Below are 26,764 nucleotides of genomic sequence, written 5' to 3' on the forward strand. Positions count from 1 at the left end.
TCAGGCGCTCTGCTTTTTCAACAGGTCCCGTTTTTTCAGATACACCAGAATCTGGCTTACCGCCGCCGGTGTCACGCCCTGAATGCGCGAGGCCTGGGCCACCGTTTCCGGGCGCACATCCTTGAGTTTCTGCTTGATTTCATTCGAGAGGCCGCCAATCACATCGTAATCAAGGTCAAGGGGCAAGGCGGTATTCTCGTTTTTGCGCAGACGCTCGATTTCATCGGCCTGACGAGAGATGTAGCCCTCGTACTTGATCTCGATCTCCACCTGGTCTGCCACGTTGGGATCGTCCGCGCGCTCGGCACCAATCTCGGCAATGTGCTGGTAAACAATTTCCGGGCGGCGCAACAACTCGGCCAGGGACTGGTCACGGGTCATCGGCTGCTTCAGATGGGCATTGGCGCGTTCACCGGCCTCGGTGTTCGGGTGAATACGGGTGCTTTCCAGGCGGGAGCGCTCTCTGGCAATGCCATCGCACTTGTCGCTGAACGCCTGCCAGCGTTCGTCGTCCACCAGGCCCAGCTTACGCCCGGTTTCGGTCAGGCGCAGGTCGGCGTTGTCTTCCCGCAGGATCAGCCGGTATTCCGCCCGGCTGGTAAACATCCGGTAGGGCTCCTGGGTGCCCATGGTGATCAGGTCATCCACCAGCACCCCCAGATAGGCTTCATCCCGGCGCGGGTACCATTCGTCTTTGTCCTGAGCCCGCAGCGAGGCATTGATGCCCGCCAGCAAGCCCTGGGCACCGGCTTCTTCGTAACCGGTGGTACCGTTGATCTGGCCGGCAAAATACAGGCCCTGAATAAACTTGGTTTCCAGGGTATGGCGCAGATCCTGCGGGTTCAGGTAGTCGTACTCGATGGCGTAGCCCGGGCGCAGAATGTGCGCATTTTCAAAGCCCGGAATCGAACGTACCGCCTTGAGTTGGATATCAAACGGCAGGCTGGTGGATATCCCGTTTGGGTAGAGTTCGTTGGTGGTCAGGCCCTCGGGCTCAACGAAGATCTGGTGCGAATCCTTGTCAGCGAACCGGTTGACCTTGTCCTCGATGGACGGGCAATAGCGCGGACCCACGCCTTCGATGCTGCCGGCGAACATCGGTGAACGGTCGAAACCGCTGCGAATGATGTCGTGGGTTTCTTCGGTGGTACGAGTCACATAGCAGCAAATCTGCCGGGGGTGCTGATCCCGGCTACCGATAAACGACATAACGGGCGTGGGGTCGTCGCCCCACTGCTCCTGCATGACCGAGAAATCCACGGTTCGGGCGTCGATGCGCGGAGGCGTGCCGGTCTTCAGGCGCCCGACATTGAACGGCAATTCCCGCAGGCGTTTGGCCAGGGCATTGGCCGGCGCATCGCCGGCACGGCCACCGGCGTGGTTCTGCATACCAATGTGGATAACTCCGCCCAGGAAGGTCCCGGTGGTCAGCACCACGGTTTTGGCGTTAAAGCGGATACCGGTCTGGGTAACCACACCGGTCACCTGGTCGTTTTCCACAATCAGGTCGTCGGCGGCCTGCTGGAACAGGGTCAGGTTGGGCTGATTTTCCAGTACCTGGCGAATGGCGGCCTTGTACAACACCCGGTCTGCCTGGGCACGGGTGGCTCGCACCGCCGGGCCTTTGCGGCTGTTCAGCACCCGGAACTGGATACCCGCCTGGTCCGTTGCCTGGGCCATAGCGCCCCCCAGGGCATCAATCTCTTTCACCAGGTGGCTCTTGCCAATACCACCGATGGCCGGGTTACAGGACATTTGCCCCAGGGTTTCAATGTTGTGGGTCAGCAACAGGGTCTGCGAGCCCATGCGGGCCGCTGCCAGCGCGGCTTCAGTACCGGCATGGCCACCGCCAATGACAATGACATCGAAACGAGTCGGGAAATCCACACGTCACCTCGGAAATCGGGCTGAAAAAAGGGCAGTGAGTATAACGCCTCACTTGGTAAATTGCAGTCAGAATGCGCAAATTTTAACCAGATAAGGCAATAATAAACACACCGATCAGGGTGATTACTTACCAGGGCCTGGGAATAACGGCCGTTGTCGGGATGCCGAAAAGCGGAAAGTTACTGGATTTCAGACCCTTGTCATGCATTGTTCAAAAAACTGTTCAATAAGTTATCCACATCCATGACGACCTCACATAACCACGAATTTCCATATAACCCATTGTTTAAAAAAGCTTCTTAATAAATTCTGAAAAATTACCCGCAAATTGTTCAGATGATTATCCACAAGCAGGACAAACGGGTCGGCCGATCGGTCGATCGGCCACAGATCAGAAATCATCCGCCTTGCGCTGGGGCACCGAAGCCGGATTGCCGCCGCCGGGTACGCCGGCCGCCAACCGCTCCAGTTCCAGCGCCACCGCATTGGAGGACTTGGCAAACCGGGCCAGCAGGTTATAGAGCACCGGAATAATAAACAGAGTCAGTGTGGTCGCGAAGATCAGCCCGCCCAGAATGACCATACCGATCGCCGCCCGGCTTTCCGCTCCGGCACCGGACGCCATCACCAGCGGCACGGCACCAAACACCGTGGAAATCGTCGTCATCAGTACCGGGCGAAAACGCAGGGTAGCGCCTTCCAGAATGGCGTCTTTCACCTGGTAGCCTTTGTCCCGGAGCTGGTTGGCAAACTCGACGATCAGAATCCCGTTCTTGGCCATCAGCCCCAACAGCATGATGATGCCGATCTGGCTGTAGATATTGAGGCTGATGCCCGACCACGCCAGCGCAATCAGGGCGCCGGTCACCGCCAGGGGCACCGACAACATAATGATGAGCGGGTGGATCCAGCTTTCAAACTGGGCCGCCAGCACCAGAAAGACGATGACAAAGGCGAGGCCAAAAGTGAGATAAATGGCCGCCGATGACTCCTGGAACTCCTGCGACAGACCCTTGTAGCTGAGGCGGGCTTCCGGAGGCAGGTTATCCACAGCCAGTGTGTTCAGGTAGGCCAGGGCCGACCCCAGGTCATAGCCTTCAGCCAGAGACGCACTCACCACCACAGCGGGCAAGCGGTCAATCCGGCGTAGGTCCGGATTGGCACCCAGTTCCTCAACCGACACGAGGGCTTTGAGCGGAATCAGCTCTCCGCCCGCCCTTGGCCGAAGAAAAATCTGCTCAAGGTCGCCGGGCGTGGCGCGATCAGCGTCCTCTGCCTGCATAATCACATCGTATTCCCGACCCCGATCGAGATAGGTGGTTACCTGCCGCGATGCCAGCATGGTCTGGAGGGTCAGGCCAATGTCTTCGACGGTGATATCCAGGTCTGCGGTGCGATCCCGGTCGATGTTCACCCGCAGTTCGGGCCGGGTCAGTTCAAAATCGGTATCCAGGTTCAACAGGTTCGGGTTCTGCTTGGCGCGCTCGACAATTTCCTCGCTCCAGGCCTGAACCGACTCGTAATCGGGGCCGGCAATCACAAACTCGATCGGCTGGCTGAACCCCCGCTGCCCGAGGCCGGGCGGATTAATGACGCTGATGCGAATGCCGGAAATGTCAGCGAGTTTGTCGCGGATCTGGGTGGTTACCTGTTGTTGCTTGATATCCCGCTGTTCCCAGGGCACCAGCCCCATGATCATAAAGGCGTTGTCTTCTTCATCCCGGAATCCGACAATCGACAGGAAGCGTTCGGCAATGCCCTGCTCCAGATAGGGCAACAGACGCGCTTCGGCCTGCTCGACAAAATGATCCGTGAATTCCACCGTGGCACCCCGGGGCGCGCCCGCAGGCATGATGATAACGCCCCGGTCTTCCGTTGGGGCCAGTTCCTGGGGCAAGCGCGGGAAAATAACCACAGCGATGATCAGGCCGACAACGCCCAGCCCCAGCAACAGCCCGGGCTGGGCCAGAGAAAACCGCAGCATTCGCTGATAGCCTTGGGTCAATCCGTTCAGGACGCGTTCGCTGAATGCCCACAGGCGGTGGCCCTCGTCGCTTTCCGGACTGTGTTTCAGCCATTTCGAGCACAACATGGGCGCCAGGGTCAGCGCCACCAGGCTGGACACTACCACCGCCGCCGCCAGGGTAAAGCCGAACTCGGCGAACAACCGGCCAACGTTACCGCCCATGAACGAAATCGGCACAAACACCGCCACCAGAGTCAGGGTGGTCGCAACAACCGCAAAAGCCACCTGTTTGGCACCGCGGTAGGCGGCCAGCAATGGCGGTTCCCCCTCATCGATACGGCGCTGGATGTTCTCGAGCATCACGATGGCGTCGTCCACCACCAGACCAATCGCCAGAATAATCGCCAGCAGCGTCAGCACATTGATCGAAAAACCCAGAAAACCCAGACCAATAAACGCCCCGATGACCGCCACCGGGATAGTCACGGCCGGTATCAGCGTCACCCGCCAGGAACGCAGGAACAGAAAAATCACCAGAATCACCAGCGAGACGGCAATGGCCAGCGTGGTCAGCACCTCCTTGATGGAGGCGCGAATGAACACGGATTCGTCGTAACTCTCGGCAATGCGGACTTCCGGTGGCAGGGTTTCACGAATGTTTTTCAGCTCCGCCTGCACGGCATCGGATACCGCCACGGTATTGGCTTTGGACTGGCGGATAACGCCCATGCCAATGGCGGTTTCGCCATTGGCTCGCAAACGGCCAACATCGGATTCCACCCCGACCTGCACGTTGGCCACTTCTGCCAGGCGCAGCAGATCGTTACCGTTCCGGCGAATCACCAGGTTGCGAAACTCCTCCACGGTCGACAACCGGCCCTCGGCACGCACTGTAAAGTTACGGGTGGAGGAATCAATGGAACCGGCAGGCAACTCCACGTTGTTCTGGCGCAGGGCCTGCTCCACCTCGGCAACGGTGATATCGCGAGCCGCAAGACGACTCCGGTCAAGCCAGACCCGAATCGCGTACCGGCGCTCGCCACCAATGCGCACATCCGCCACGCCATCAAGTACCGACAAGCGGTCTGCCAGCACCCGGTCGGCAAAATCACTGAGCTCTGCGCTGTCCCAGACATCACTGATCAGTGTGACCCACATCATCGGGCGGGCGTCTGAATCGGCTTTTCGCACCACCGGCGGGTCTGCCTCATCCGGCAGCTGGTTAAGCACGCGCGACACCGCATCACGAACATCGTTGGCCGCGATATCCACATTCCGGGAGGTATCGAACTCAATGGACGTGCGGGATTCCCCCTGTTCCGTGGACGACTCGATGGACCGAATGCCTTCAATCCCGCTGATGGCGCCCTCAATCACCTGGGTAATCTGAGTATCGACCACTTCGGCGGCGGCGCCGGTGTAATCGGTAGAGACAGACACCACCGGGGGATCGATGTCCGGGTATTCACGAACCGGTAACCCGAGGAGCGCTGAAACACCGAAGACTACGATTAACAGGCTCAGAACGGTGGCGAATACCGGGCGTTTGATGGAAATATCAGACAGCACCATGGCTCAGGCTCCCGGATTGCCGGCGAAGCGATTCTCGGGAATGGCCTGGCCGTCGGCCTGTACCTCCAGCCGGTCGCCCGTGCTCAACCGATCCTGGCCGGTGATCACCACGGCATCGTCAATCGACAGGCCCGACGAAATCTCCACCAGCCCCGGCAGGCGCGACCCGGTGACCACCGACACCCGGCGGGCGATACCGTCTTCCGCCACAAACACGTATTTGTCGTCACCACGAATCATCACCGCCTGCTCGGGAATGACCAGCGCCTCACGCTCCCGGAGCGTGAGCGACGCCGACATGAACTGGCCCGGCCGCAAACGCCCGTCGGCATTGTCGATGATTGCGCGCACAGACAGCGTTCGGCTGAGTTCACTGATGCGGCTAGCCAGTTCCACCAGTTGCCCCTGAAAGCGCTCATCCGGGAACGCGGGGGAGGAAGCAATCACCGGTTGGCCAATCCGAACCTGCCCGACAAACCGCTCCGGAACCGACAACCTCAGCTCCATGGAATCGGTGGCATCCAGCGTGGTTATCGCAGTACCGGCGGGCAAGTAAGCACCCGAGCTGATATCGCTCAGGCCGACCACACCATCAAACGGTGCTTCAATCCGGTGGTTTCCGAGCCGCACACGGGCGGCCTCGCGCTGGGCTTCGGCCACATTGACCGCGGTCCGCAGCTCATCCACCTGGGATTGGGCAACACTGTTGTTGGAGCGCAAGCGGCTTGCCCGCTCCAGCTGACGCCGGGCATCAGCCAGTTGGGCCTCGATCACGCGCAGATCAGCCAAGGCCTGGCGATCATCCAGGCGAACCAGCACATCACCCTGAGACACTTTCCGGCCGGGTTCCAGGTTCAACTGCACCACCCGGCCGCTGACCTCCGTGGTCAGCTCTACGGCATTCAAAGCCCGCAGTGTTGCCACCGCCCGGACATCATCCCGGACGCCCTGCCAACGGGGCGTGGCCGCACTGACCGTGCTGACGCGGGCATCGTCGTTATCCTGCGTTGCGCTCGACGATTCCATCGCCACGTACAACGTCGCCGTGCCGGCACCGGCAAGAATCAGCACCAGGGCCACTAGCCATTGCTTCCACATAGGTTGTCACAACCTTATTGAATTCCGTTTGACGGACCGGACCCGGCACTCGCTCGCTTCTGGATAACCAGAACGATCTCGCCCACGTCCAGTCCCCACTTGCTCATGGTGGTCTGGTTAATCAGGGTGTCGGACGTAACCAGGTACATCCAGTCATCCATACGCACATCAATGGTGCCCTCGCCATAGGCAACAGTCAGCACATAGTTCATGTGGATGGCATTCCCCTGCCAACGCATAAAACCCGGCTCGGCGACATCACCGGCCGTGGCCCGATATCCACCCTCTTGAGGCGTCAGTGTCCAGACCCTGGTCTGCACCTCGCCATCGTTGAACCGGAACACCTCATCAAGGGTGCCGACCCCCTCCTCATCCCATGTGGCCACGATGTCAGCATCGAACGTGCGGATGACCTCACCGGCGTAATCCTTGACCACCCCCCTGGCGGAAAGTTCGCCACGGAAAAATTCCGCCGGCACCAGCTCTGGCGACTGGTCTTTGTAGGTCTCCAGAGAGGGGCCTGCACAACCGGCCAGGGCAACGCTCAGCAACAGTATAAGCACGAACCTTCCGGCGCTATCCGAAAAGCCTGAAAAACGGTGAATTTGCATGACTTTTACACTCCTTGAACCTGTCCTGGGCAACGCTTGCGTGTCCACGGGTTTACGGGCGGCAACCAGAGCCCGATCAATCCCCGGTCGAAAACGTCATTTCAGCCAATTGTCCGTTCTGACATCGCGGCAGGTGGTTTCCGTCAATGGCAGCGTGGCGGGAATGCCGTAAAACAGAACACAAGATGGCCTTTGCGCCCTGACTATCCCGGATGACACTGCATATGAGGACTGGCTATGCCTGCGTACAAAGCGCCCCTGAGGGACATGAAATTCCTGCTGAATGATGTGTTTGATTACCCGCGCCATTACCAGACGCTGGCCTCTGGCGAGAACGCCACCCCCGACATTATGGACGCCATCCTGACCGAGTGCGGCCGCTTCTGCGAAGAGGTGCTGAGCCCGCTGTATCAATCGGGGGACGAAGAGGGCTGTCACCTGAGCGAGGGCGACGTTGTCACCCCCAAGGGCTACAAAGAGGCCTACCAGCAATACGTCATGGGCGGCTGGCAGGGACTGTCTGCGCCCGAGGCTTTCGGCGGCCAGGGCCTGCCGGCCTCCATGGGACTGCTGAAACAGGAAATGATGGGCACGGCCAACTGGTCGTTTTCCATGTACCCGGGGCTGTCGCTCGGCGCCATGAACACCATTTACCTGCACGGCGATGAACAACAGAAGCAAACCTATCTGGTGCCCCTGACCGAAGGTCGCTGGGGCGGCACCATGTGCCTGACCGAACCCCAGTGCGGCACCGACCTGGGGCAAGTGAAAACCCGTGCCGAACCCCGGGCCGATGGCAGCTACAGCCTCACCGGCACCAAGATTTTCATTTCCTCCGGCGAGCACGACCTGACCGAAAATATTGTGCACATTGTGCTGGCCCGTCTGCCGGATGCGCCCAAGGGCACCCGGGGCATCAGCCTGTTCATCGTGCCCAAGTTCCTGCCCGGCAACGACGGCGCGGTAGGTGAGCGCAACGCGGTGACCTGCGGTGCTCTGGAAAAGAAAATGGGGATCAAGGCCTCGGCCACCTGTGTGATGAATTTCGATGGCGCCACCGGGTATCTGATCGGCCCGGAAAACCAGGGCCTGGAGTGTATGTTCACCTTTATGAATACGGCGCGGATTGGCACTGCCATCCAGGGGGTGGGTCCGGCGGAGCTGTCCTACCAATGGGCACTGGACTACGCCAAGGAACGCCGGTCTATGCGCGCGCTGTCTGGCAAGAAAGAACCGGACCAGGTGGCGGACAGCCTGATTCACCATGCCGACGTCCGGCGTATGCTACTGACCCAGAAAGCCATCGCCGAGGGTGGCCGGGCCATGCTGTATTACGCCGCGAAACTGGCCGACCACATGGTGGAGGCCCACTCCGACGGAGACACCGAGAAAGCAGAAAAATACGACGACAAACTGGGTTTCCTCACACCGATTCTGAAAGGCTTCCTCACGGAACTGGGTTGTGAAGCCACCAATCTGGGTATGCAGGTATTTGGGGGGCACGGTTACATTCGTGAGCACGGCATGGAACAGATTGTCCGGGACACCCGGATTGCCACCTTGTACGAAGGCACCACCGGCATTCAGGCACTGGACCTGCTGGGCCGGAAGGTACTGCTGACCACTCAGGGGGGCGCGGTCCGGGACTTTACCCTCAAGGTCGCCAACTTTGCCCGCAAACATCTGACCAGCAAACCGTTGCGGCCCATGGCGGTGGAGCTGCTGAAACTGACCGCCCAGTGGAACCTGCTGACCGTGCGCGTGATGCTGGCAGCGCGCAAGGATCGTGACGTGGTCAGTGCCGCCGCCAACGACTTCCTGATGTACAGCGGTTACGTAACCATGGCGTATATGTGGCTGCGCCAGGCGGCAGTGGCCAGCGATAAACAGGAAAACGGCGGCGATGAATCTGACGCCTTCTACCGTACCAAACTGGCCACCGCCGAGTTTTATTACGAGCGTTTGCTGCCACGGGCCCAGGCCCATGCCACCAGTATGCTCAGCCCGACCCGCAACCTCATGCAGGTCAACGGCGAGGATATGGCCTTTACCGACTAGGCCGTGGTGCCCCGGGAACGCGCTCCCGCGACGCAAAAGGGGAAGCTTATGGCTTCCCCTTTGTTATTACGCCGCGTCTGCTCAGAGCCCGTATTTGGTCTCGATCGCCTCGTAAATACCGTTGTTTCGGATGGTTTCGAGGCCTTTATTCAGTTTGCGGATGATCTCATCCGAGGTCTGGGGGTTCATCGCCAGATACAGCTCGGCCTTGTTGAACGAGTACACCGGCTCCAGGCCTTCAACGTTCTGTTGCGAGGCGAAATAAGGGCCTGCAAGTTTCTCGGCAATCCACAGGTCGACTTGCCCAAGCTCCAGACGCTTGGGGTTGAGATCGTCACTTTCCATTTCCGATACCTTGTAACCGCGCTCCAACAGATACTCGGTCATAACATCGCCACGGTAGCCGGCATAGAGCAGGCCGCGGGTATCCTCAAGTTTGTCGATCTGCAGGTCCGTGCCGGCCGGGGCAAAAATGGTCCAGAGATTGTCCGCCAGTGGCCCAACCCATTTGAATTGCGGGGCCCGGCTTTCGGTGTAAGTGGTGCAGAAAATACCGTGGTTCTTTTTGTTCAGGGCCCGGTTATAACCGTAATCCCAGTTGCGGAGCTTGATGACGTGCTCAAGGCCGGACGCTTTCAACACGGCTTTCACCATTTCCGTACACAAGCCATCAATCCCGTCGCCCTTATGCTCAAAGGCACGACCGGTCGAGCTCATGTTGTACGGAGGATAGTTCTCGGTATAGATGTAGAGTTTCTCTGAGCCCAGAGCGGGGGCAGACACTGCAGCAAACGCCAGCAGCGCTGCAAACAGACACGTTAGTTTACGCACGGGTTATCTCCTTTAACACGGGGGGATGGGTCCGCTGCCAGGGCAGAGGCATCTCAAGACGGTGCAGGAGTGTACCCGAGGCTTTGACGGTATTTTACAAATAAACTGTTTGTTTTCGTAAGTCGTTAGTGTGGCTAAGAAAACGTTCCTCTGGCCGGCCGTTCGAAGGCGCTTGCGCCACCCCTGTGGTGTTGCGCTCAGGGGCCGTTATTTCCCGATGCAGAAGCTGCTGAATATCTTCCCCAGAAGTTCATCAGGGGTCAGGTGCCCGGTTATTTCCCCCAGGGCATCCTGCGCCGCACGCAGGTCTTCCGCCAGTAATTCACCGGCGCCATAGCCTTCCAGCTGAGTCTGGCCTTGTCGCAATGACACCCGGGCACGTTCCAGGGCATCCAGGTGACGGCGGCGGGCAAGAAAACCACCTTCGGTGGTGCTGGCGAAACCAATGCACTCCTTCAGGTGATCGCGAAGGACTTCCAGGCCCTCAGCGGCTTTGGCTGCCAGACGAATAACCGGGGCGGTCTGAGGCGGCTCGGCGCTGATGCCCACCGGTTCACCGGACAAATCCACCTTGTTGCGAATGACCGTTACCGGTGCCCCGGCGGGTAACTGATCAATGAAGTCCGGCCAGATTTCATGGGGCCGGGTTTTGTCAGTCGTGGTGGCATCCACCATCAGCAAAATGCGATCGGCCTGGCGGATTTCATCCCAGGCACGGGCAATACCAATCTGCTCCACTTCATCCGGACTGTCCCGCAGCCCTGCGGTATCGATAATATGAAGCGGCATTCCATCAATGTGGATATGTTCCCGCAGAACATCCCGGGTGGTGCCTTCAACGGCGGTGACAATGGCCGCTTCCCGGCCCGACAGCGCATTGAGCAAGCTGGATTTTCCTGCATTGGGGCGCCCGGCAATCACCACTTTCATGCCATCTCTGAGAATGGTGCCTTGCTGGGCCTCCGACAGCACGTTATCCACAGTTTCGAGTAACCCCGACAAATCAGCGGCAACTTTGCCATCGGCCAGAAAATCGATTTCCTCTTCCGGAAAATCGATGGCCGCTTCCACATAGATGCGCAGGTGGGTGATGGCGTCAACGAGGTTATCCACACGTTTGGAAAAGACCCCCTGCATGGAGCGAACAGCACAACGTGCGGCCTGCTCGGAGCTGCTTTCGATCAAATCTGCAATGGCCTCGGCCTGGGCCAGATCGAGTTTGTCATTGAGAAAAGCCCGTTCGGAAAACTCCCCGGGCCGGGCCAGTCGTGCCCCCAGGTTACAGACTTCCCGCAGCAGGATATCCAGGATAACGGTACCGCCATGGCCCTGAAGCTCGAAGACATCTTCGCCAGTGAACGAATGAGGATTCGGAAAATACAGCCCAATACCTTCGTCAATCAGCTCGCCGTGCTGATCCCGGAACGGGCCGTAGTGAGCGTTACGAGGTTTTGGTGCGAAGCCGAGCATGGCGCGGGCAATGTCCATGGCTTTGGGACCGGAGACCCGGACGATACCCACGCCAGCCTGGCCGGGAGCGGTGGCAATGGCGGCAATGGTGTCTGTGGCTGGCTGCATCGTGGTTTCCTGGATATAGAAAAAACAAAGGCCCCTTTCGGAGCCTTTGTCAGGTCAGAACATCTGTTGGCTCAGTACTTCTTGCCTGCAGTTTCCGCTTCGATCTTGCGGGTAATGTACCACTGCTGGGAGATGGAAAGAATGTTGTTCACCAGCCAGTACAGTACCAGACCAGCCGGGAACCACAGGAAGAACACGGTAAACACCAGCGGCATCATCTTCATGATTTTCGCCTGCATGGGGTCCGGCGGTGTCGGGTTCAGACTCATCTGGATGAACATACTGGCGCCCATCAGGATCGGCAGGATGAAGTAGGGGTCCATCTGGGACAGATCCTGAATCCACAGCATGAACGGGGCGTGTCGCAACTGAACACTCTCGAACAGCACCCAGTACAGGGAAATGAACACCGGCATTTGCACCAGAATGGGCAGACAGCCACCCAGCGGATTGATTTTTTCCCGCTTGTACAGGGCCATCATTTCTTGGGACATACGCTGACGGTCGTCACCGTAGAGTTCCTTCAGCCGGGTCAGTTGGGGCGCGACGGCGCGCATCTTGGCCATCGACCGGTAACTGGTGGCTGACAAGTGGAAGAAGACCGCTTTTACCAGCACGGTCAACAGGATGATAGAAACCCCCCAGTTGCCCACCAGGGCGTAAAACCATTCAAGAATGTAGAACAGCGGCAGGGAGATGAAAAACAGCCAGCCAAAGTCGACGGTGCGGTCGAGGTTGGGGGCCAGTGCTTCCAGGCGATCAATGATCTTTGGGCCGACATAAGCGGTTGCGCCCACTTCGGCGGTCTCGCCGGGAGCAACCGTGGTTGCCGGATAAACAAAGCCCATTACGTGAAGGTCGCCGCGCCGCGTGGTCTGGAATTGTGCTTTCTGATCCCGTTCAGGTACCCAGGCGGTCAGAAAATAATGCTGGAGGAAAGCCAGCCAGCCATTGGTGACCGATTGATTGACACGGTTTTCAGTCAGGTCATCGAAATCGTATTTTTCATACGGGTCTTCAGGCGTGCTGACCACCATGCCCAGGTAGGCGCGAATGCCCATGCTGGCCTGGGATGTCGGATCCGGAGCCTGGTCGCGGACAATCTTGCCAGTGAAGTTGCCTTGCCAGGGAGTATCAGAGCCGTTGCGGATCTGGTAGCTGACATCAATCTGATAGCTGTCCCGTGCCAGGTGGTAGCGTTTGGTAATTTCAACGCCGTTGTCCGTGGTGTGAACCAGATCAACCGTCAGTTCATCCTGACCTTCGGCCAGTTGGTAACGGGCGGTATCTGCGGCGAATACCGGAGCCTGGCCGGCGTTGCTGCCATCGGGCCCATCACGCCCGATCAAACCGCTTTCGAGAAGATAGGTGCGAGTCTGGGTATTGGTCAGCAGAGTGAGTGGTTGTTCACTATCCAGAGATTCGTCGTGCTGCAACAGCGAGCTCTCAACCAGATTGCCACCCACGCGATCAATCTTCAGTTCGTAAACATCAGTGGTTACGGTAATAAAGCGATCGTTGAGAGCCTGCCCGGTGCTGGCAGTACCAGCGGTAAGTGTTCCGGTTTCCGGCGTTGAGAATTCCTCGTTACCGGCTGTGGAATCTTCGGGAAGAATCATATCGTCGGCGGTGGCGTTGTCACCAACAACGGAAGATTGCACCTGGGCAACCTGTTCTGTTTGAGGTTGGTGATAATCCTCGTTCCAGGCAAGCACCATCAGGTAACTGACAATGGCAAGACCGGCAAACAAAACAATGCGTTGAATATCCATAAACTTAGTGTCTGGTCTGAGTAGTGGTATGGGTGCTTTCTATCGGACTGCTGGCCTGGCCAGAACCAGAGGCCGTGTCCAGATCAGTGCCCGGTACCGGATCGTAACCGCCCTCTGCCCAGGGGTGGCAATGCAGTAACCGTGCTGTTGCAAAATACCCGCCTTTGAGAGGACCGTGATGTTGTATGGCCTCGATGGCGTATTGTGAACAGGTAGGGTAGTGACGGCAATGGCTGATCATCATTGGACTGATGGCGTACTGATAGAAACGGATGGGCAAGAGCAGGAGCTTGCGCATTACTCCGTACCTCTGGGGCTGCCGACGGAGGAGTCAGGGTTTGCCTGACGGTATTTTTTTTTGACTCGGTGCCACAGATCATTCAGGGATGACCGGACGGCATCGTTGTCCAGTTTTTCCAGACCTTGTCGCCCAAGGACGACAATATCGAGCCCGGGTAGATCCGGCTGAAGACGAAAACTTTCCCGAACCTGCCGCTTGATCCGATTTCTCTGGACAGCGAGCCGGAGGTTCTTCTTGGAGAAGATTAAACCGACCCTGGCATACCCCAATGAATTGGCAGAGGCCAGGATCAGAAAATTCCTGTGCGGAACCTTCAGCGTTACGTCATCGAAGACCTTGCTGTAGTCCGAAGGTTTCAACAACCTCTGAGACTTCGGGAACGTCAAGGCCTTCATGAGGCTGGCTTCAGCTTACGCAGACAGACGGGCACGGCCCTTGGCACGGCGACGGGACAGTACCTTGCGACCATTGGCTGTCGCCATCCGGGCACGGAAACCGTGAGCACGCTTGCGCTTCAGGACGCTCGGTTGGAATGTTCTTTTCATGGTGATGTTCTCACAAATCGTCGATGGACATTGATCGCTGGCTGGAAAACAGACAGCCAAAACAGGAGCGGCATTCTAGTCAAATACCGGTGCAAGTTCAATGGTTATGAGTTAGCCAGGCAAGATTCTGGCATGGGTATTATCCGACACCACGAATAATAGAATCAGTAAGTTCTTTTTAAAATTCTTTTAAAGATAATTATTACTGCTGTTAGGCAGCTGCTTTTCTGTGGATAAAGCCTTTTAAGCCTTTTATATCAGTAAATTATGTTAATGATAAGGCTTGTGACAGGTGCCTCTGAGCCCTGTGGATGAAGGCACCACCGATTGTGTAAAACTCGGAATGGTGAAGTCAGTCAAAGTTATGCAAGGTTCGGTCAAGACCTTTCCCACAGGTCTGACCCCCGTGTTTGCACAAGGGGCTGTTAATAACTTTTTTATCGGTGTTTTCTGTACACAAGCCTGTAGATATGTTCAGAACGTATTGATCACAATGGATAAAAGTTTCCACAGGCTGTTTATGACCGACCATGCCGGTCTTTTACTGAGCGCTGGCGCGGGTTAGAATCGTCGGTCATTTAAGGCAGCGAGGCGTTCGGTTCGTCGTTGTCTCATCATCAGGTTTTGGGGAGCAGGCGGTCGTGCCTAACAGTATGTGGCATCAATGTCTTGAAGTACTCCGGGACGAGTTTCCCGCACAGCAGTTCAATACCTGGTTAAGGCCCCTTCAGTCGGATCACCGGGAGGGACAACTGGTGTTGTTCGCCCCCAACCGATTTGTGATGGACTGGGTAAACGAAAAATACCTGCGCCGGATAGAAGAGGTGCTCAAGGATCTTAACGGTGGCCAGGCACCGCGAGTCACCATGAAAGTGGGCTCGGCTCCCAAGGCCAGTGATCCGGTGGTGCGCTCCGAGATAGCACCGCCGGTGCGAATTTCCGAAGAAACCGAACAATCAGTGACCGAAGAAGAAAAAAGTGTGGCTGCCACGGTGACTGATCCGGCCCCGAGAGCTCAGGCACCGGTGCCGAAAGCACAGGCAGAGCGGCGCACGGTGCAGGTAGAAGGTGACATCAAGCATCAGAGCTTTCTGAATGAAACGTTTACCTTCGATACCTTTGTTGAAGGTAAGTCGAACCAATTGGCCCGGGCAGCGTCCATGCAAGTGGCGGAAAATCCGGGTGGGGCTTATAACCCGCTGTTTCTGTACGGCGGCGTGGGCCTGGGTAAAACCCACCTGATGCACGCGATCGGGAACGAAATTGTCCGGCGCAACCCACGGGCGAAGGTGGCTTATCTGCGTTCGGAGCGGTTCGTGGCCGATATGGTTAAAGCCCTGCAGCTGAATGCTATAAACGAATTCAAGCGCTACTACCGTTCAGTGGATGCGTTGCTGATTGACGATATCCAGTTTTTTGCCCGTAAGGAGCGCTCCCAGGAAGAATTTTTCCACACATTTAATGCCCTGTTGGAAGGCGGCCAGCAGGTGATCGTCACCTGTGATCGCTTTCCGAAGGAAATTGTGGATATGGAAGAGCGCCTGAAGTCGAGGTTTGGTTGGGGGCTCACGGTAATGGTTGAACCGCCGGAACTGGAAACGCGGGTGGCGATTCTGATGAAAAAGGCGGAACAGGCAAACGTGAAGCTCAGCAGCGAAGCGGCGTTTTTCATCGCCCAGAAAATCCGATCAAACGTTCGTGAGCTTGAAGGCGCGCTTCGTCTGGTGATAGCGAATGCTCACTTCACCGGATCAGAGATCACGCCTCCGTTTATTCGGGAGAGCCTCAAGGATTTGCTGGCGCTGCATGAAAAGCAGGTCAGTATCGACAATATTCAGAGGACGGTGGCGGAGTATTACAAGATCAAGGTGGCGGATTTGCTGTCCAAGCGCCGTACCCGAACGGTTACGCGGCCGCGTCAGGTGGCCATGTCTCTGGCCAAGGAGCTGACCAACCACAGCTTGCCGGAGATTGGCGACGCCTTCGGCGGCCGGGACCACACCACGGTTCTGCACGCCTGCAAGAAAATAGTCGAATTGCAGGGGACAGACCCCGGAATACGTGAAGATTATCAAAACTTTATGAGATTGCTGACCACCTGATGGCAGGTGGTTGCAGGAATACAACACACATTCACTTCCGATAACTGAAGCCGAGTGCCATGAAACTGACCATCAGCCGTGAATCACTGATCACCCCGCTCCAGAGCATTGCGGGCGTTGTGGAAAAGAAACAGACCATGCCGGTGTTGTCCAACGTCCTGCTGGAGGCGGAAGACAATACGCTGACGCTGACCGGTACCAATATGGAAGTGGAGCTGGTGGCGCGTGTTACGCCGGTTCACGTGGATCAGCCCGGCCGGATAACGGTACCGGCCAGGAAGTTGGCGGATATCTGCCGGGCACTCGGAGATGACTCGCCGATTGACCTGGTGCTGGAAGGCGATCGCTTGCATTTGCGCTCGGGTAAATCCCATTTCACGCTGTCGACCCTGCCGGCCGAGCATTTCCCCAATGTCGAAGACGAGCCGGAGAGTTTCCGCCTGGCACTGCCGCAGAAGGAACTGGGCCGGATGCTGGACGCCACGGCATTTGCGATGGCACAGCAGGATGTCCGTTATTATCTGAACGGGCTGTTGCTGGAAGTGGATGTGAGTCATGCACGGGTGGTGGCAACCGATGGCCATCGTCTGGCAATGGCGCAACTGGATCTGGACACCGGGTGTCCGGAGTTACGCCAGGTGATTGTGCCTCGCAAAGGGGTTCTGGAGCTGGCGCGTTTGCTGGATGATGCAGAGTCTGAGGTCACCCTGGTGATCGGTGACAACCACCTGCGCGCGACGGTGGGCAGCTACACCTTTACCTCCAAACTGATTGAAGGCAAGTTCCCGGATTACAACCGGGTGATTCCGCGGGGCGGCGACAAAGAGGTGCTGGCTGATCGCTCCACGCTGAAAAGTACGCTGCAACGGGCGGGCATTCTCTCCCATGAAAACATTCGCGGTGTGCGACTGAACCTGTCGGATAACGAGTTGCAGGTGTTCGCGAATAACCCGGATCAGGAACAGGCCGAAGATGCTTTGCCGGTGGAGTACCAGGGCGAATCCCTTCAGATCGGCTTTAATGTAGGCTATCTGGTGGATGTGATGAATGCGTTGGATGACGATCAGGTGAAGATCACGTTGTCGAACCCGAACAGCAGTGCGCTGATCGAGGCTCAGAATGATAACCGTTGCCTGTATGTTGTCATGCCGATGCGACTGTAATCCGGATCGGAGAGCGATATGGGTGCTGTAACGAATGGAATCAAAGGAGCGTTCAGGGTTGGTCAGACTCTGTCCGTACTGGGCCGCACCGGCATCAACTGGGTAAGGGGCGATCGCCCCCCTACCCCGAAGTTGCTCCGGCAAACGTTTGAGAATCTGGGCGCAACCTACATCAAGCTGGGCCAGTTCATCGCCAGCTCGCCTACCTTCTTTCCCAAGGAGTACGTTGAAGAGTTCCAGTTCTGTCTCGACAAAACCCCCAGCCTTCCTTTCAGCGTCATCAAGAAAATCATCCGTGACGAACTGGGGCGGCCCATTGATCAGGTATATGCGGAGATTGATCCGGTTGCGCTGGCCTCAGCCTCCATTGCCCAGGTTCATGCCGCACGCCTGGTGACCGGTGAGGAAGTGGTGATCAAGGTTCAGAAGCCGGGTGTGGAAAACATTCTGCTGACGGATCTCAACTTTCTCTACCTCTCGGCGCGCATTCTGGAGACGCTGGCGCCCAAACTGTCCTGGACTTCCATGTCCGGCATTGTCGATGAAATCCAGAAAACCATGATGGAAGAATGTGATTTCATCAAAGAGGCCAATAACCTCAAGGTGTTTCGGGAGTTTCTCCAGACCAGCCATAACGAAGACGCCACAGTGCCCCGGGTGTATGATCAATGCAGTACCCGTAGAATTCTGACCATGGAACGCTTTCACGGTGTTCCGCTCACCGATCTGGAGAGTATTCGCGGCTTTTCCCGTGATCCCGAACGAACGCTGATCACCGCCATGAATACCTGGTTTGCCAGCCTCACCCAGTGCGAATTTTTCCACGCGGATGTCCATGCCGGGAATCTGATGGTGTTGGAAGACGGACGGGTTGGTTTTATTGATTTCGGTATTGTCGGTCGGATTAAACCGGATACCTGGCAAGCGGTGAGTGATTTTATTTCAGCCATTATGGTGGGGAATTTCGAGGGCATGGCCGATGCCATGATCCGCATCGGGGTGACCCGCCATACGGTCCGGGTTGAGGACCTGTCGCGGGATCTGCAACGTCTGTACCGGCAGATGGATCGTATGGTGCCAGACGACGTGCCCTACGAAATGGAACAGGCCGAAGACGACGTAAACAATATCTTGCTGGATATGGTGAAAGTGGGTGAAAGTCATGGGCTCCACTTTCCCCGTGAATTTGCCTTGCTGCTGAAGCAGTTTCTGTATTTCGATCGTTACGTTCACATCCTCGCGCCGGAGATGGATGTCTTCATGGATGAACGGCTGACGATGCTGCATTAACGGCTTATCCGGGCTTTCTAGTACACTGGGGCAATACTGGAAACGGTATTGCCCTTTCTTTTTCTGGTGTGTCCGAAACCTGGAACCGAGTTCTTCATTGTTATGGCGCTAGTCAAACTTCAGACGCAGTATTTTCGGAATCTGGTGCCGGCGCCGGTTGAATTTTCCCCGTCGTTTAATCTTCTATACGGTGCCAATGGCAGTGGCAAAACCAGTGTGCTGGAGGCTATCGGTTATCTGGGGCTGGGGCGCTCTTTCCGGGTCAGTCGGCACCAGGCAGTCGTGGCCCACGGTCAGACCAAACTGACGGTTTTCGGTGCGCTGGATTCTGGCCTGGCGGCACCGGAGACTGCCGAACCTGTGGTACATCGCGTGGGGATTTCGCGGGACACCAGCCGCAAAGAAACCCAGCTGCGGGTGGACGGTGATGCGGTTCGGAGTTTGTCGTTCCTGGCGATGCATTTGCCGGTGTCGGTTATTGACCCCGGAGTATTTGATATTGTCGCGGGTGGGCCCGGGAAACGGCGCCAGTTTCTGGATTGGCTGGTGTTCCACGTGGAACCTTCCTTTTCGTCCCTGTGGCAACAGGTGCAGAGAGTGACGTCACAGCGGAATCAAATGCTGAGAAATGGTAGACTGGACGAATCCTTGATGCGGGTCTGGGATTCCCAGTACGGCGCTCTGGCGGAATCTCTCAGCGATATTCGCCAGAGCGTTTTCCTCCGCTTCAAAACAGCTTTTGAGTCAGTGCTCGCCGAGCTGGATACGCCCTGGGTTGAGGGACTGAAAGTCGAATTCGCGCCCGGTTGGGACAGGAATTCGGCGTTAATCGACGTGCTGAAAAGCCATCGCGAGCAGGAACGGCGTATGGGCCACACGCTTTATGGCCCAAACCGGGCGGACATACGCCTCAAGTTTGGCGGTCGCCCGGTGTCGGAAACCTTTTCGAGGGGGCAGCAAAAGACTCTGGTCATCTTAATGAAGATTGCCCAGGGTCAGGTGTTAAGTGAATTGGGCAAGCAGGTAACGTTTTTGCTGGACGACATTAATGCGGAACTGGATGTTCGTCATCGCATGATGCTGGCCCGAAAACTTCAGGAACTGCGTTGTCAGGTGTTTATTACCTCCATCGAACATCCGGAACCGAACCGTTTGTGGCACGATGGTGTGACACCGGAATACAGAATGTTCCACGTGGAACATGGACAATTGACGGAAGAATAGCCGGGCGACAGGAATCATTCCTTGCCGGGCTCACCTCCAGGAGTCTCTTTTAATGAGTGAATCGAACTACAATTCCTCCAGCATCAAAGTCCTGAAAGGACTCGACGCGGTGCGTAAACGGCCAGGTATGTACATCGGCGACACCGACGATGGCACCGGATTGCATCACATGGTCTTTGAATTGGTGGATAACTCCATCGATGAGGCTCTGGCGGGCCACTGTTCCGAAATCGGTATTGTCATCCACCCGGATGAATCTATCACCGTCAGGGACAACGGCCGTGGGATTCCAGTGGATATCCACGAAGAGGAAGGGGTATCGGCTGCAGAAGTCATCATGACCGTGCTGCATGCCGGTGGTAAGTTTGATGATAACTCCTACAAGGTGTCCGGTGGTCTTCACGGTGTCGGTGTCTCGGTGGTCAACGCCCTGTCCTCCACCCTGACACTGACCATTCGCCGTGAAGGCAAAGTCTACGAGCAGAGCTATACCCACGGGGTGCCCAATGCGCCGCTGACTGAAGTGGGTGAAACCGATGCCTCGGGCACCAAGGTTCATTTCATTCCGTCCCCGGAAACTTTTACCCACATTCTGTTTCACTACGACATTCTCGCCAAGCGACTGCGGGAGCTCGCGTTCCTGAACAGTGGTGTGCGTATCCGTCTGACCGATGAGCGCTCCGGAAAGGAAGAAGTGTTTGAGTACGAAGGTGGCCTCAGAGCCTTTGTTGAGCACCTGAATACCAGCAAGACCCCCATCAACCGGGTCTTCCACTTCAATCGTGAGCGTGAAGATGGCATTGCCGTTGAAGTGGCGATGCAGTGGAACGATGCTTTTCAGGAAAACATCTACTGCTTCACCAACAACATTCCGCAGCGCGATGGCGGTACTCACCTGGCCGGTTTCCGTACGGCCCTGACCCGTTCCCTGAACACCTACATTGATCAGGAAGGCCTGGGTAAGAAAACCAAAGTGGCGACCTCCGGAGATGATGCACGGGAAGGTTTGACTGCGATCATCAGTGTTAAAGTTCCGGACCCGAAGTTTTCGTCCCAGACCAAAGATAAACTGGTCTCTTCGGAAGTGAAAACAGCGGTTGAGCAGGAGCTGTACCAGAGCTTTGCCGAGTATCTGCAGGAGCAACCCAACGAGGCCAAGTTGATCGTCAACAAGATGATCGAAGCTGCCCGGGCTCGGGAAGCCGCGCGCAAGGCCCGGGATATGACCCGGCGTAAAGGGGCGCTGGATATTGCCGGATTGCCCGGTAAGCTGGCGGACTGTCAGGAAAAGGACCCTGCCCTTTCCGAACTGTTCATTGTGGAGGGTGATTCCGCCGGTGGCAGTGCCAAACAGGGTCGTGACCGGAAAACCCAGGCCATCCTGCCGCTGAAGGGTAAAATCCTCAACGTTGAGAAAGCCCGTTTCGACAAGATGCTGTCTTCAGTGGAAGTCGGTACTCTGATTACTGCGCTGGGCTGTGGCATTGGCCGTGAAGAGTTCAATGCGGACAAACTCCGGTACCATTCCATCATCATCATGACCGATGCCGATGTGGACGGTTCCCACATCCGCACCCTGTTACTGACCTTCCTGTTCCGCCAGATGCGTGAAATCATCGAGCGTGGCCATGTCTTTATCGCCATGCCCCCGCTGTACAAGGTCAAGCGTGGCAAGCAGGAGCAGTATTTGAAGGATGAGAAGGCCAAGGAAGCCTACCTCACCCAGACCGCCCTGGAAGGTGCCCAGTTGTATGTGAACCCGGAGGCTCCGGCCATCAAGGATTCCGCCCTGGAGACCATGGTGAAGGACTATCAGGCGGTGATGGCCATGATCGACCGCCTGTCCCGTGCCTACCCAGCCAAAGTGCTGGAACAGATGGTGTATAGCAGCACCCTGAAACCTGAGCACCTGAAGGAAGAGGCCGAGGTTGCGCGCTGGGTGGCCCGTCTGGGCGAAGGTCTGGATCTTGATACCCGAACCGGCACCAAGTACGCCTTCTCGGTTACCCGTGATGAAGAACGGGGCCTGTACCTGCCGAAAGTCACCATCTACGTACACGGCATTCCCAATGAGCACGTGTTCAGCCATGATTTCTTTGAGTCTTCCTCCTATGGGGCCATTGCCCGGCTGGGTGAGACCCTGGAAGGCCTGGTTGAAGACGGTGCCTACATCCAACGCGGTGAGCGCAAACAGGCGATATTGTCCTTTGAGGGCGCCCTGGCGTGGTTGATGAAAGAAGCTCAGCGGGGGCTGAATATCCAACGCTATAAGGGGCTGGGCGAAATGAACCCGGAGCAGTTGTGGGAGACCACCATGGACCCGGAAACGCGCCGCATGATGAAGGTCACTATCGAGGATGCCATTGCCGCCGACCAGATCTTCACCACGCTGATGGGTGATGATGTGGAGCCGCGCCGGGACTTCATCCAGTCCAATGCACTTGAAGTGACCAATCTGGATATCTGATACAGCGTCCAGGCAGGTAATAAAAAAACGGTGGTCTCCGCAAAGGAGCCACCGTTTTTTGTGCATTGCCGTCAGGTCAGGTCTGAACGGCGCAAGTTTTTCCTGTTCAGTCGGAAGACCCTGCCCTCTTCCGCTCCTTCTCTTTTTCTTTTTCCAGCAGGTGTGGTGCCATGACTTCTTCCAGGGTGAAGCCCGTCAGCCGACGGATTGTCCGCCACAGGTAATAGAAAATCAGCAGCATCATGACCATGGAGGGAATGGCGATCATCGGATAGCTCACCAGGGTCATCTGCCCCAGCTCCTCATTGAAGGCCTGGGTTCCGGAGGGACTTACGACAATCCATTTGGCCAGCACATAGTTCATGATCGAGGAAAACAGAAAAGTGCCGGCGAAGAAATAGCTGGCCTTGAGCAAGCGGACTTCAAATTCAGCCACGCAGTTTTTTTCGTGCAGCGAGGCCTGGATCTTATCCACATCCAGCACGTTGGGGTTGTACAGCAGGGTACGTACCAGCGGGTATTTGGTCCGGGTGGAGATTAGCACCGCCAGACCGATAACCGCCGGTACTGCTGCTTCCTTGATCGCCAGCCAGCCGGCATCCAACTCCAGCAGCCCGATGCCGCCGGTCAGGCCCACGCTGATCAGACCCAATAAGGCGATGAAATTCTTTTTCCGATACCGGACCAGCTCAAACAATCCCCATCCAAGCGGAAACGCCAGCCCCAGAATCAGCGCATTGACGCTGCCCAGGTGCTCATCACCACTGAATTTCATCAGGATGACCGAAGGAATGATGATGCTGACCAGCAAATCCACCCAGGGGCGTGGCTGGTGGTCGGATACGGGGGAATTACTCTGGGAGGTCATGGTTACCGCCTGATCGGTGAATCGACGACAGCCTGCGGAGGGCAGCTGTCAGAAATTGCATTGTGGAAGTATACGATGAATGGAAAGTTCAACGTAACCGTCGCCCGGCACGTCGTTATAGGCAAAAAAAACCGGGCACCAGGGCCCGGCTTTTTCTGTCTGGCATCAGAGGGTCGAAACCAATGCTCAGGCGTTAACTTCCTTGAGGCATTCCTCAACGATGTTCAGGCCTTCCTCCAGCACCTCGTCTTCAATGGTGACCGGCATCAGGAACCTCAGGGTGTTGCCGAACATCCCGCAGCTCAGCAGGATCAGGCCCTTTTCTTTGGCCTTCTTGGTGATGGCCGCTGCCAGTTCCGGCTTGGGCGTGCGGCTGGATTTGCTTTCGACCAGCTCAAAGGCCGCCATGGGGCCGAGGTTGCGCACGTTATCCACATGGTCGAACTGCTCTTGCCAGGCACTGAACCGCTGGTTCAGTTTGTCGCCCAGGCGCTGGCTCTTGCCCAGGATGTCCTCTTCCTTGAACACATCGAACACCGCCAGTGCCGCGGCACAGGCCGTCGGGCTGCCGGTATAGGTGCCGCCCAGCGAGTTGGGGCCGGAGGCATCCATGTGTTTGTCGGTACCCACGATCGCCGAAATCGGCATACCGTCGGCCATGCTCTTGGCCATGGTCATCAGGTCCGGCTCGACACCACTGTGCTCAATGGCAAACATCTTGCCGGTACGACCAAAGCCGCTCTGCACTTCGTCGACAACCATCAGGATGTCGTTTTCATCGCAGATCTTGCGGATCTCTTTCAGGAAACTGGTTGGCGCGGCGTAAAAGCCACCTTCGCCAAGCACGGGCTCGATCACAATCGCCGCAGTGTCCTTGGCCGGAGAGTCTGCCTTCATCGCCATTTTCAGGCCACGCAGGGCTTCTTCTTCGCTTACGCCGTGGTACGGCACCGGGTAAGGCGCGCGAAAAACGGTACCGGGCATGGGGCCGAAATCGGTCTGGTAAGGTGCCGCTTTGCCGTTCATCGCCATGGTGTAGAACGTACGGCCGTGATACCCGCCGTCAAAGCAGATGACGTTGGTCTTGCCGGTGGCGGCGCGGGCAATCTTCATGGCGTTTTCCAGTGCTTCGGCACCGGAGTTGGCCAGCATCACTTTGGCATGGCCGCGCACGGGCACGACACCGCTGAGCTTTTCCGCCAGCTTCACGTACCCTTCATAGGGCATCACGGTCTGGCAGGTGTGCATCAGCTTGTCGAGCTGAGCCTTTACGGCCTCTACTACCCTGGGGTGACGGTGACCGATGTTCAGCACGCCAATACCGCCAGCAAAGTCGATCATCCGCTTGCCATCGGCATCCCACAATTCCGCGTTCAGGGCATGATCTGCAAATTGCTCATTGGGGCTGGCCGCGCCTGCAGCTACGTACCGCTCTTTGAGTGCCTGCAATTCTTTGTTGCTCACGTCGCGAGTCTCCCTGTGTCAGTCTTTGGAATATCTTTTTTACAGTGTAGGGAGTACGCGGCCAACACACAAACCGACCAGCGAAAGATCTAGGCCCGGGGTTCCCGGAACTGAAGCCGGGCAAGCCGCCGATACAGGGCGTTATCCTGAATCAGCTGATCGTGGCGGCCCACTGCCAGCAGTTTGCCCTCCTCGAACACAGCAATGCGGTCGGCGTCGCGAACGGTGGCCAGACGGTGGGCGATAACCAGCGTTGTCCGGCCCTGGGTCAACGCCGGCATCGCCTGCTGGATCAGGTGTTCGCTTTCGGCATCCAGAGCGCTTGTGGCTTCGTCGAGCAACAGAACCGGCGCATCGGCCAGCAGCGCCCGGGCAATCGCCAGGCGTTGCTTCTGGCCTCCGGACAAGCCCTGCCCCGCATCGCCAAGCGGCGTGTGGTAGCCCTCGGGCAAGGTCCGGATGAACTCATCGGCATGGGCGATACGGGCGGCCTGTTCAATCTCGGCGTCAGACGCCTGGGGCCTGGCATAGCGTATGTTATCGGCAACCGTGCCATGGAACAGCGCGGGGTTCTGGGGGACCAGTGCAAAACACCGCCGAAGGTCCTGCAACGGTACGCTGGCGGTATCCACACCATCAAGCCGAATACTCCCGGCATCCAGCCGATAAAACCCCAGCAAAAGATCAAACAACGTGGATTTCCCGGCACCTGAGGGCCCAACCAGGGCCACTGTCTCACCGGGTTCAATGGCCAGGCACACCTGGTCCAGTGCCGGTTGTCGGTCGCGCCCGGCATAACTGAAGGTCAGGTTCTCCAGGACAATGGCACCGGAGACGCTAGTGGGCAATCGTCCGGAACCTTCCGCCGGCCCGCGTTCCGGTTTGGTTTGCAGCAGCTCGAACAGACGGGCGGCAGACCCGGCCGCCCGTTGCAACTCGCCAATGACTTCACTGATTGCCCCGGCTGCAACGCCCACCAGCAGGCTGTAGAACACGAAGGCCGCCAGCTCGCCCGGAGAAATCTGCCCGCTGATGACATCCAGCCCGCCAATCCAGATCACAATGCCCACCGCGCCCATCACCAGGGAAATTGCCAGAGTGGTCAGCCACGCTCGTTGACGAATTCGTTGCCGGGCAATATCGAAGGCTTTTTCAGATACCTGGGCAAAGAAACGGCGATCATGAGGTTGATGGTTGAAGGCCTGCACGGTTTTAATCTGGCTCAGGTTTTCGCCGACGTAGCTGCCCACATCGGCCACCCGGTCCTGGCTCAGCCGGGACAGCGCCCTCACCCGGCGCCCGAAAAACAGAATCGGTGCGATCACCAGCGGAAAGCCCAGTAAAATGATGCTGGCCAGCTTGGCGTTGGTGATAAACAGCAACCCAAGCCCACCGATCAGCATGAGGGTGTTGCGCAAGGCAATGGACACCGTGGAGCCGATCACCGATTGCAGTACCGTGGTGTCGGCGGTGAACCGGGACTGGATTTCCAGCGCCCGGTTCTGCTCAAAGAACGAGGGGGTCAGATCAATCAGGTGATTGAATACCCGTTTGCGGATGTCTGCCACCACCCGCTCGCCAATCCAGGACACCAGATAGAACCGGGCGAAGGAACCGAAGGCCAGGCCCAGCACGAGAATGAAAAACAGGCCGATGGCTTTGGCCAGGTTTTCCGGTGATTCGGTGGCCAGGCCCTGGTCTACCAGAATACGCAGCCCCTGGCCCAGGCTCAGGGTAATGCCGGCGGTGAACACCAGCGCCACCAGTGCCCCGGCCACGGCGCGTCGGTACGGGCGGATAAACTCGATAACCAGGGTCAGGGCTTTGCGATGATTCGGGCTGATGGTCGGCCTCCGGGTGGCTGTGGATAAGTCGCTGAATCAGGGGTAATACGGTATTTTCTCGCAACAGGACGTATCATAGCGGCAAACTCGGAGCCTTAGCACATGGAGCCGGAACGGCTTTCC

The 26,764-nt window shown here is 57.3% G+C and carries 19 protein-coding genes; 6 read left to right on the top strand and 13 right to left on the bottom strand.

From position 1 onward, the window contains the following. The 4 genes from mnmG to ACP2AU_RS03965 form a co-directional block, all read right to left on the bottom strand. Nucleotides 1-1,887, bottom strand: coding sequence for a tRNA uridine-5-carboxymethylaminomethyl(34) synthesis enzyme MnmG (gene mnmG, locus ACP2AU_RS03950; protein WP_426374661.1), 1,887 nt, complete (start codon nt 1,885-1,887; stop codon nt 1-3). 391 nt (nt 1,888-2,278) lie between these two features. After that, a complete protein-coding gene (locus tag ACP2AU_RS03955; protein ID WP_426374662.1) occupies nt 2,279-5,425 on the bottom strand; it encodes an efflux RND transporter permease subunit in 3,147 nt (1,048 codons plus the stop codon). A gap of 3 nt (nt 5,426-5,428) precedes the next feature. Beyond that, a complete protein-coding gene (locus tag ACP2AU_RS03960; RefSeq protein ID WP_426374664.1) occupies nt 5,429-6,523 on the bottom strand; it encodes an efflux RND transporter periplasmic adaptor subunit in 1,095 nt (364 codons plus the stop codon). 14 nt (nt 6,524-6,537) lie between these two features. Then, nucleotides 6,538-7,086: a DUF3833 domain-containing protein gene (locus ACP2AU_RS03965; protein ID WP_426374666.1), complete on the bottom strand. Its 549-nt coding sequence runs from the start codon at nt 7,084-7,086 to the stop codon at nt 6,538-6,540. A 285-nt stretch (nt 7,087-7,371) separates the two neighbouring features. On the opposite strand from ACP2AU_RS03965, the gene ACP2AU_RS03970 reads away from it, so the two are divergent. Next, entirely contained in the window at nt 7,372-9,192 is a 1,821-nt protein-coding gene (locus ACP2AU_RS03970; protein ID WP_426374668.1) for an acyl-CoA dehydrogenase C-terminal domain-containing protein, read from the top strand. 81 nt (nt 9,193-9,273) lie between these two features. Here the strand turns inward: ACP2AU_RS03970 and ACP2AU_RS03975 are convergent, their stop codons facing one another. From ACP2AU_RS03975 to rpmH, 6 genes are all read right to left on the bottom strand, one after another. Beyond that, entirely contained in the window at nt 9,274-10,023 is a 750-nt protein-coding gene (locus ACP2AU_RS03975; RefSeq protein ID WP_426374670.1) for a substrate-binding periplasmic protein, read from the bottom strand. Between the two features lie 207 nt (nt 10,024-10,230). Next, complete coding sequence (gene mnmE, locus ACP2AU_RS03980; RefSeq protein ID WP_426374672.1) at nt 10,231-11,601, bottom strand: tRNA uridine-5-carboxymethylaminomethyl(34) synthesis GTPase MnmE; 1,371 nt, start codon at nt 11,599-11,601, stop codon at nt 10,231-10,233. Between the two features lie 71 nt (nt 11,602-11,672). After that, nucleotides 11,673-13,373, bottom strand: a complete 1,701-nt coding sequence (gene yidC / locus ACP2AU_RS03985) for a membrane protein insertase YidC (RefSeq protein ID WP_426374674.1) — start codon at nt 13,371-13,373, stop codon at nt 11,673-11,675. Nucleotides 13,374-13,377: 4 nt separating this feature from the next. Beyond that, complete coding sequence (yidD, locus tag ACP2AU_RS03990; protein ID WP_426374676.1) at nt 13,378-13,671, bottom strand: membrane protein insertion efficiency factor YidD; 294 nt, start codon at nt 13,669-13,671, stop codon at nt 13,378-13,380. Continuing rightward, entirely contained in the window at nt 13,671-14,069 is a 399-nt protein-coding gene (gene rnpA / locus ACP2AU_RS03995; protein ID WP_426374677.1) for a ribonuclease P protein component, read from the bottom strand. Before rnpA ends, yidD begins: the two co-directional genes overlap by 1 nt. A gap of 15 nt (nt 14,070-14,084) precedes the next feature. Next, nucleotides 14,085-14,219 (bottom strand): 50S ribosomal protein L34, encoded by a 135-nt coding sequence (rpmH, locus tag ACP2AU_RS04000; RefSeq protein WP_091704626.1) that lies wholly within the window; start codon nt 14,217-14,219, stop codon nt 14,085-14,087. A gap of 641 nt (nt 14,220-14,860) precedes the next feature. Here rpmH and dnaA point away from each other — a divergent pair. The 5 genes from dnaA to gyrB all read left to right on the top strand — a co-directional run bounded on the left by dnaA (nt 14,861) and on the right by gyrB (nt 22,465). Then, on the top strand, nt 14,861-16,321 hold the full coding sequence (dnaA, locus tag ACP2AU_RS04005) for a chromosomal replication initiator protein DnaA (protein ID WP_426374680.1): 1,461 nt from the start codon (nt 14,861-14,863) through the stop codon (nt 16,319-16,321). A 59-nt stretch (nt 16,322-16,380) separates the two neighbouring features. Further along, nucleotides 16,381-17,484 (top strand): DNA polymerase III subunit beta, encoded by a 1,104-nt coding sequence (gene dnaN, locus ACP2AU_RS04010; protein ID WP_426374681.1) that lies wholly within the window; start codon nt 16,381-16,383, stop codon nt 17,482-17,484. A gap of 18 nt (nt 17,485-17,502) precedes the next feature. Continuing rightward, nucleotides 17,503-18,774 carry an ABC1 kinase family protein gene (locus ACP2AU_RS04015; RefSeq protein WP_426374683.1) on the top strand — a complete coding sequence of 424 codons (1,272 nt, stop codon included), beginning with the start codon at nt 17,503-17,505 and terminating at the stop codon, nt 18,772-18,774. A 102-nt stretch (nt 18,775-18,876) separates the two neighbouring features. After that, on the top strand, nt 18,877-19,998 hold the full coding sequence (gene recF / locus ACP2AU_RS04020; protein WP_426374685.1) for a DNA replication/repair protein RecF: 1,122 nt from the start codon (nt 18,877-18,879) through the stop codon (nt 19,996-19,998). Nucleotides 19,999-20,050: 52 nt separating this feature from the next. Further along, nucleotides 20,051-22,465 (top strand): DNA topoisomerase (ATP-hydrolyzing) subunit B, encoded by a 2,415-nt coding sequence (gyrB, locus tag ACP2AU_RS04025; RefSeq protein WP_426374687.1) that lies wholly within the window; start codon nt 20,051-20,053, stop codon nt 22,463-22,465. A gap of 106 nt (nt 22,466-22,571) precedes the next feature. Here the strand turns inward: gyrB and ACP2AU_RS04030 are convergent, their stop codons facing one another. The 3 genes from ACP2AU_RS04030 to ACP2AU_RS04040 form a co-directional block, all read right to left on the bottom strand. Continuing rightward, a complete protein-coding gene (locus ACP2AU_RS04030; protein WP_426374689.1) occupies nt 22,572-23,333 on the bottom strand; it encodes a VC0807 family protein in 762 nt (253 codons plus the stop codon). Between the two features lie 186 nt (nt 23,334-23,519). After that, a complete protein-coding gene (gene gabT / locus ACP2AU_RS04035) occupies nt 23,520-24,797 on the bottom strand; it encodes a 4-aminobutyrate--2-oxoglutarate transaminase (RefSeq protein ID WP_426374691.1) in 1,278 nt (425 codons plus the stop codon). 89 nt (nt 24,798-24,886) lie between these two features. Continuing rightward, complete coding sequence (locus ACP2AU_RS04040; protein ID WP_426375076.1) at nt 24,887-26,617, bottom strand: ABC transporter transmembrane domain-containing protein; 1,731 nt, start codon at nt 26,615-26,617, stop codon at nt 24,887-24,889. Nucleotides 26,618-26,764: the final 147 nt, after the last annotated feature.

This window comes from Marinobacter sp. VGCF2001 (genome assembly GCF_049943275.1).
GTDB lineage: Bacteria > Pseudomonadota > Gammaproteobacteria > Pseudomonadales > Oleiphilaceae > Marinobacter.